Genomic DNA, 338 nt, shown 5'->3' with positions numbered 1-338 from the left:
ATCCAAAAGTATGAAAAAGGCTTAAATCGCGTAAGTGCAAGACGTTTACAGGAAATTGCTCATATATTAGATGTTCCCGTTTCCTTCTTTTATGCTGATAGCGCAAAAAAAGAAGAGAGCCCCTATCATTGTGATGACAGAATAGCAAGCAAAGCAGAATATTTACTTTTAAAAAATTTCAGAATACTGACCCGCAAAAAACAAAGAGCAATTTTGCAGTTGATTTCTGATGAAAAAATGACCCCTTATTTTCATAAATTCACTGAAAGGACAATCAACGTCCTTAATAATCTTGACAAGAATTGTGACTGTCTCCCCACACCTCATGAGAATGAAAA

1 pseudogene is annotated in these 338 nt (G+C 34.9%); it reads left to right on the top strand.

The annotated features are described in order from the left end of the window. Positions 1 to 237 (top strand): annotated as a pseudogene (locus ACFILW_RS10350) (XRE family transcriptional regulator); the annotation flags it as partial. Positions 238 to 338 lie beyond the last annotated feature (101 nt).

The organism is Bartonella sp. TT110JLCBS (assembly GCF_042193405.1).
GTDB lineage: Bacteria > Pseudomonadota > Alphaproteobacteria > Rhizobiales > Rhizobiaceae > Bartonella.
Note: the sequence above shows the minus strand (reverse complement) of the source record. Positions and strands in the feature narration are given on the sequence as shown.